The sequence below is a fragment of the Streptomyces kebangsaanensis genome (assembly GCF_001906585.1).
In the GTDB taxonomy this organism is placed as follows: domain Bacteria; phylum Actinomycetota; class Actinomycetes; order Streptomycetales; family Streptomycetaceae; genus Streptomyces; species Streptomyces kebangsaanensis.
In genome coordinates, this window is sequence record NZ_JUJA01000105.1 from 1,290 (window position 1) to 7,704 (window position 6,415).

At 69.7% G+C, this 6,415-nt stretch carries 6 protein-coding genes and 2 pseudogenes; 4 read left to right on the top strand and 4 right to left on the bottom strand.

The window, feature by feature from the left end; genetic code table 11:
* Together RH94_RS43485 and istB are read left to right on the top strand one after the other, a co-directional pair.
* Positions 1–797, top strand: a 797-nt coding sequence (locus RH94_RS43485) for a Mu transposase domain-containing protein (protein ID WP_407697318.1), incomplete at its 5' end; no start/stop codon positions are given.
* A complete protein-coding gene (gene istB / locus RH94_RS15520) occupies positions 794–1,567 on the top strand; it encodes an IS21-like element helper ATPase IstB (protein ID WP_073948179.1) in 774 nt (257 codons plus the stop codon). The genes RH94_RS43485 and istB, both read left to right, overlap by 4 nt.
* A 68-nt stretch (positions 1,568–1,635) precedes the next feature.
* Here istB and RH94_RS15525 read toward each other — a convergent pair.
* The 3 genes and pseudogenes from RH94_RS15525 to RH94_RS43490 all read right to left on the bottom strand — a co-directional run.
* A pseudogene (locus RH94_RS15525) lies at positions 1,636–1,758 on the bottom strand (cold shock domain-containing protein); the annotation flags it as partial.
* A 1,187-nt stretch (positions 1,759–2,945) separates the two neighbouring features.
* Positions 2,946–3,146 (bottom strand): hypothetical protein, encoded by a 201-nt coding sequence (locus RH94_RS15535; protein ID WP_073948181.1) that lies wholly within the window; start codon positions 3,144–3,146, stop codon positions 2,946–2,948.
* Between the two features lie 238 nt (positions 3,147–3,384).
* Positions 3,385–3,708: a DUF6308 family protein gene (locus tag RH94_RS43490; RefSeq protein WP_324614273.1), complete on the bottom strand. Its 324-nt coding sequence runs from the start codon at positions 3,706–3,708 to the stop codon at positions 3,385–3,387.
* Between the two features lie 229 nt (positions 3,709–3,937).
* Here RH94_RS43490 and RH94_RS15540 point away from each other — a divergent pair, with 229 nt between their 5' ends.
* Together RH94_RS15540 and RH94_RS43495 are read left to right on the top strand one after the other, a co-directional pair.
* Positions 3,938–4,387: a DUF3995 domain-containing protein gene (locus RH94_RS15540; protein WP_199880966.1), complete on the top strand. Its 450-nt coding sequence runs from the start codon at positions 3,938–3,940 to the stop codon at positions 4,385–4,387.
* A pseudogene (locus RH94_RS43495) lies at positions 4,381–4,664 on the top strand (replication-relaxation family protein); the annotation flags it as partial. The gene RH94_RS15540 and the pseudogene RH94_RS43495, both read left to right, overlap by 7 nt.
* A 626-nt stretch (positions 4,665–5,290) precedes the next feature.
* On the opposite strand, the gene RH94_RS43500 reads toward RH94_RS43495, so the two are convergent.
* The coding region (locus RH94_RS43500; protein ID WP_234425795.1) for a CHAT domain-containing protein at positions 5,291–6,415 on the bottom strand (1,125 nt) is incomplete at its 5' end.

Genomic DNA, 6,415 nt, shown 5'->3' on the forward strand with positions numbered 1-6,415 from the left:
CCGTGGTCCGCCGCCACGTCGCACCCGGCGAGGCGGTCCCCCTGCATCCGGAGGCCGTCGCGTTCGCCGGGCACTACGACTTCGACATCGACGTGCTGGCCGCCTACCGCCCCACCGGCAAGGGCCGGGTCGAGCGCCAGGTGACCATCATCCGTGATCACGTGCTGGCCGGCCGGGCCTTCTCCGGCCTGGACGACCTGGACGGGGCATTCATGGCCTGGGTGCCCCGGCGGCGGGCCCGCACCCACCGCACCCACGGCGAAGTGATCGGCGTGCGGGCCGCACGGGATCACGCCGCGCTGCGGCCGCTGCCCGCCCGCCCCTACATCGTCGCCGACCGGTTTTTGCGGCACGTCGGCAAGGACTGCCTGGTCGCCTTCGACGCCAACCTCTACTCGGTGCCCGCCGCCAAGGTCCGCCACCGCCAGCTGGTCGAGGTGAGAGCGTCGGCCGCCACCGTCGCGCTGCATGCCACGGTGCCCGACGCCCAGGGCATCACGCTGCTGGCCGTGCACCCCAGGGCGGTCGGCCGCGGCGCCCGGATCGTGGACGAGGCGCACTGGCAGGGCCTGCCCGACGGACACACCCGCGCCACCACCACCGATCCCGGTGATCGCGGAACTCGCACCGGCCCGGCCCGCAGTGCCGGCACCGAGCCCGGCGGGCTGGTGCCGCTGCTGGCCCGGGCCAGGGCCGCTCAAGTCCACGTCGGCACCCGGCCGCTGGCGCTCTACGACCAGATCACCGGCACCCGTCCGTTCACTCCCGCCCCCATCGACCCCAAGGACATGCGTTGAGCGAGCTGGTCACCGCCCGGATCCGTGCCACCGCCACGAAACTCGGCCTGCCCCATCTGACCCAGTCACTCGGCGAGTACGTCGGCCGGGCCGACGCCGAGCGGATGGCCTACCTCGACTTTCTCGACCTGGTCCTGGAAGAAGAACTCGCCGTCCGTGAAGAGCGCCGCTTCCGCCATGCCCTGCGGCTGTCCCGGCTGCCGCACTACAAGACGATCGAGGAGTACGACTTCTCCTACCAGCCCGAACTCGACCCCAGGAAGGTCAAGGACCTGGCCACCCTCGCGTTCGTCGAGGCCAAGGCCAACGTCGCCCTGCTCGGCCCGCCGGGGGTAGGGAAGACACACCTCGCGGTCGCCCTGGCGGTCGCCGCCTGCCGGGCCGGCTACACGATCTACTTCACCACCCTCGACGACATGGTCCGCCAGCTCAAAGCCGCCGACGCCATCGGCCGCCTGGTCAGCAAACTCCGCACCTACCTGCGGCCCCACGTCCTCGTGGTGGACGAGGTCGGCTACCTCCCGCTGGAGCGTGACGAGGCGAACCTCGTCTTCCAGATGCTCTCCAAGCGGTATGAAAAGGGCTCCACCTTGCCGACCTCGAACAAGAGTTTCAGCGAGTGGGGCCAGGTCTTCGGCGACGACGTCCTGGCCACCGCCATCATCGACCGCCTCCTCCACCACTGCGAGATCCTCGCGATCAACGGCGCCAGCTACCGGCTGAAGAACCGCCTCACCGCCATCGACGGCGGCACCACCGCCGTCAGCTGACACGAACTCAAGCTCTGCACATCAGCCCGTACATACCTCTGCACTACAGCCCGTACGCCGACACCAGGTCAGCCGCGGACGATGTTCTCCGCCTGTGGCCCCTTCTGGCCCGGCGTCACGTCGAAGGTCACCTTCTCTCCCTCGATCAGCTCCCGGTAACCGGTACCGGAGATGTTGGAGTAGTGGGCGAAGCGGTGCTCCCGCGCACTGGGATACCGCTGTCGGACCTTGTGCATCCGGACGGTCCACCGGTGGTGGTAGACCCGGCTCGTCCCGCCGTCCTCCGCCGAACGCTGTGCGGGCACCTGGTTGGCGAGCCGGATGACGCGGACGTCGGGGTCCGCCGGCTGTGCCCCAGGCCGGTTCCGGGGTCTGTCCTCGCCGGGCTCCCGCGGGGCGTCGAGGACTGTGACGCCCTGGGCGGCGAGCCGCCAGAACGCGAACGCGTAGCGGGGGGGGCGAAGTCGTCGTAGGTGTCCTTGATCCGCCCGCCGTCCCACTGCCCTTCCTCCGGCGGCTGTGTGCGGTGTTGGGCGACCTGGTTCAGGACGATGTTGAGCCTGCGGTGCTCTTCGGCGATCTCGGCCTGCCGCTCGCTGCTCTCGGCGGCGAGGGCGCCGTCGGCCCGCAGTCCGTAGATCCCGTCAGGGACGAGCGGAGGAAGCGGTGATCCGGTGGCGCGCGCCTGGGCGACGACAAGGCGCCAGGACTCCGGCTGTACGGGGCCGTCGCGGTCCATGAAGCACGCGAGCTGGACCCCGGAGTACTGGGCGTCGGGTAGGACCTGGTGCTGGGTGGCAACGCCCAACGCCTCCTCCACGGCGGCCCACTTCACGGTTCGCCCGCCGCCGGGCGGCGGGCAGAGGCGTGCCGGCGGTTCGGTATGGCGCAGGCTCCGGGCCGTCCGCAGATCGCCCGGCAGGGCGCTGAACCGCGGCGAGGTCCCGGTGGCGTCCAGCACCACCGCGCGCATCCGGTCACCGACCGCGGCGCGGGGCGTGTCCGACCACCACGAGGGGTGCTCGGCCTGGTCGATGAAACCGTCGTGCCCGTCCGCCTGGACGGTGGTCCCCGCCGGAGCCACGGCCGTGACGACCACGTCGTACTCCTGATGACCGGCAAGCATGACGTCCACCCTGCACCATGTCGGCAGGCAGGAACACAGCGGGTGAACGTGCCGGAGCCCGACGGGAGTTGGCAGCAGTAAGGATGGGTGATGGGAGGTCAGCTGGTGTGGAGCGACCAGGGCTTCGAGGCGAGGGGATGAGGAGATCCCCCTGGCCTCCCATCGAACCTCTGATCAAGCCTGCATGAAGGTTTGCCAGGGCCAGGGACGCTACGGGTCTTCACCCGGAAAATGCTGGGGAGACCTGCAGTGTCACTGCTTCCGGGATACCGGGGCGTCAGTGAGAACCTTGCAGGTGGTTTTGCCGAGTGGAAGAGCAAGGACGTTGGTGCCTTTGTTGCACAACTGAGTGGCGAGCGTGCTGGTGTTCTGGTCGTTGTCAGCGGCGGCGGCGGTGCCGATGAGTCCGATTGAGGCCAGGGCAAGGGCGGCGAGCGTGGTGGGGATGCGCACGATGTCTCCTCTTGGCGTGGAGGTGGCCGCCTGGTGCGGCCCTATTCACAGCGTGAATGACCGTCACGGCGTGAGTGCCCGGTTTTGGCTGCATTGGTTCATGTTTTCACGAGGCCGGGCGAACGATGCCACCTGTTCGCCGCAGCACAGTCCTCGAACTGATCCCGCAGCCGCTCGGGGTACGGGCCGTACTCGCCTATCGGCAGCAACGGATCGGTCAACTTCCACTGCTCATCGCTCAGCTCGAGCCGGCCGGCTGGTGTCCTTGTCCGCTGCAGTCCGCTCTTCGGTGCTCCGCGTGATGACGCATCCAGAGCACGATGTCACAGACTCGTAGCGCGCTGATCGTCTCGGGAACTTGGGCGGAACGGCGCAGTGCCAGTAGCTTGTGGTGCAGGGCCCGGTCGTCGGCACGCGGTGCGGCATGCAGGTCGAGCCAGAAGGACTTGGGTCGTCCAAGAAGACAGCGCACGACCCGGTGAATCGCTCCGGGTCTGATGGAGCTCTGATGTGCCCCGGGTCTGGTGGAGTCGCCTTGCTGGACAGATGATGCTCCAGACACTCAAGGAGGCTTCAGTGGCCGGGGTCCCGGGTTTCCTGATCAGCAGCCGAAGATTCTGGCGGAGACCGCCACGGCGCGGAGGGAAGCCCTGTGAGCAGCGCTTGGAACCCGCCAGAAACACCTGAGGGAGTCCACCGTGTCCGAAGCCCGTGACCAGCGCCCGGAGATTGTTCCAACAGTCCGGGAAACCGGTGGACGGCAGAGGGCCTGGGCCGGACACGCTGCCACGGTGCTGGCCTTCGTCTTCGGCCTGTTCAGTTTCTACTGGGCGGCCGGAGGCACCTTCGGCCTCGACACCCTCGGCGGCGTGATCCAGCGGATGGCCGCACGACGGGACCCCGGATTCATCGCCGTCGTCTGGATCACCGGCGCACTCAAGATCGCGGGCGGTCTCTTCTCGCTGTCACTCGTCCGGCCGTGGGGCCGCGTCGTCCCCCGCCCGCTGATGCTCACCGCGGGCTGGGGCGGCGCGGCACTGCTGACCGTCTACGGGGCACTGCAGGTCGGCAGCCTGCTCCTGGTGGCGCTCGGCGTGATCACCCCGTCCGAACCCGTCGTGTGGAAGCCGCTGCTGTGGCGCCTGTTCGTCTGGGACATGTCGTTCCTGGTGTGGGGAATCCTGCTCTTCCTCGCCACCCGGACCTATGCGATGAACCATCCGCGGCGCCCGGAAAGCTGATGTCCCGCGCTCTGAACAGGCTGCGATCCGAGGGATTCGTCGACTGCACGGTGTTGCCGGATGCGAACCGCTCACGTATCAAAGCCTGGTACCTCACGCAGGAAGGCTCCCGTCCGACCCGGGACCTGTCTGTCCTACGGGGGCGGCCGCCCCATCCCATCACCTCGGCCACGGCCACGGCCACGGCAGCATCGCTGAAGACCCCCCACACTCGCTCGCCGCCGTGCGCGCCCATGTGGCCTTCGCCGAAGACGCTCGCCGACTTGGGCACGAGCACAGCCAGGGTCTCCGGAGGCGTGGCCCTGACAGACATCAAGCCCGCTCGCAAAGCGGCACTCGACGCCGGACGGGCGGCGGCCGCGCGACGCCGCCGTGCCGACAGCGCGTCCTCAATGTCCTGGCCGAGATGCGCAAGAGCCGAACACCGCTCTCCAACGCGGAGATCGCCGCCGCGCCGAGGCCATCCGCAGTACCTGCAGCGACACCACGGCATCAAGGCCGAAGCCGAGGCGGTACACGCTCATCTCGCCGGGCGATCGGCCGCGAGCCGCTGCCACAGCCTCAACAGGCAAAGAGGCTGCGCTGGAGGTCGAGAACCGCATGCTCCTCGAACAGAACACCGCCCTCCGGCACAACCTTGAGGGGGCACGAGCTCAGGTCCGTACGCTACGCGTCCAAGGACTCGGTGCCCGTGCCCGCGACAGCCTCGGCCTGCCGGCCGCACGGGAGGCCGAGGTGGCTGCGCAAGCAGCGAGACGCCGCTCCGGCCGCCGGCCGACGCGCCGAAGCCGACCCAACCGGCCCTCCCCAACGTCAACCAGCGCTTGATGGCGGAGAACAGACGTCTGCTCGAGGAAGCGACCCGATCACCCGTCCACAACCTCCCCGGACAGGACACCTGGACTAGGGACCCGCATGCACCTGGCAGGCCCACAGGCTTGGGGTCTGCGGATACGTGTCGCGCAGGGTGCGTACGGCCCGGTGCAGGGCCTCGGCCGTGCGGGCGACGTCGAGTGTGCCGTCGCCCGTGTTCAGGGCTTCGTACACGCTGAGCGCGACCTCGGCCCCGATCACGTCGTCGACCTGCCACAGCGAGCCGACCACATGGGGGAAGCCCGCCATCTGGAAGGCGCTGACGATGTGGACGGCCTCGTCGGCGAGCTCAGGGCTGGTGCGCAGGGTGTCGCAGGCGGAGAGGTAGGCGAGCCGGACCGACGGCAGCCGGAGCCGGGCCAAGTCACTTACTGTCAAAGGGTGTTCGACGTGGTCGTGCAGGACGAGCCGACTGCCGGACGGGCGCTCCAGGTCGCCCAGGGCGTGACAGGCGAAATGCGCGTAGGCGTGGCGGTGCAGGGCGGAGACGACCGCAGAGTGGGTGGCGGATGTGTCCGCCAGCAGTGCAGCGCCGGGGAGCAGGCGAGCCAGATGCTCGGCTTCACGGCGTGCGCCCGGGAGTGGGGCCTGTCCGGTGGCCTGCGCGACGCTCACGACGAGGGTTCCGGTGCCCGCCGGGCGGGCGGCGCGCCGGCGGGCGTGGTGCAGCGCCCGCAGTGTCGGCGTGTACGAGGAGATCAGCCGGTCCAAGGCGCCGGGGGTACCCCCGGCGGGGGCTGCCGCGTGCAGGGGCAGTGTGCCGAGGAGGCCGCCGAGCGACCACCACACGCGGGTTGCTGCGGGGAGGCGGTCGAGGACCGGGCCGGTGACCGCCTGCCACAGCCAGGCGAGGGTTTCCCGTACATCCTGCTGGGCGCGCTGCGACTGCTTGCGGGAGGTTCCGGGAGTCTCGATGCGGACCAACGCGTCCTCGAAGGTCCGCCGGCGCGTTGCCGTCGTCCGCGGGTCGAGGCCCGGGAGCGGTACGGCGTCGATGGAGTGCTCGGTGACGACCAGGGCGTCGCTGCCGTGCGGGGAGACGTTGACCAGGACCACCGGGCCCGCCGCGGCGGTCGCGCGCAACTCGCGTTCGTCCCAGTCCCGCACCGGACGCAGCAGGCCCAGTTCGGGATGCTCGGCGCGGATCCGGTCGGT